The following is a 353-nucleotide window of genomic DNA, read 5'->3' as shown; positions in this document are numbered from 1 at the left end:
TATCCGTTCTGATCTGCCGCTGCGTTGATCAGCTCCCTTTCCAATCCTAGCCAGGCCGCCCTCGCCATCCTCGATGATTTGCCAGATCGCCCAGTTCGAATTCGATATCGCCAGCACGGCCGGCTGGTATTCGTCGATTGCCGGCCTGCTGACGGGTTTCGCATTGCTCGCGATCCTGCTCCCGCTCGATCACGAGGCCGAGCGCGAGGATGTCGAATGCACCAACGCGGTGGTGGTCTTCACCTGCGCCTTTTTCGCGCTGTTGGTCCTGTCGATCAACTATGCGGTGCTGGCTGGGCGCACCGCCGGCGGTATGGTTGCCGCCGTCGCCGCGCATGAGCAGATGCTGTTCG

At 62.0% G+C, this 353-nt stretch carries 1 protein-coding gene; it reads left to right on the top strand.

Translation table 11 applies throughout. From position 1 onward, the window contains the following. Nucleotides 1-73 precede the first annotated feature (73 nt). On the top strand, nt 74-353 hold a 280-nt coding region (locus GPT33_RS13400), incomplete at its 3' end, for a hypothetical protein (protein WP_296809734.1).

It is taken from the genome of Thiocapsa sp. (genome assembly GCF_011390875.1).
Taxonomy (GTDB): Bacteria; Pseudomonadota; Gammaproteobacteria; order Chromatiales; family Chromatiaceae; genus Thiocapsa.
Note: the sequence above shows the minus strand (reverse complement) of the source record. Positions and strands in the feature narration are given on the sequence as shown.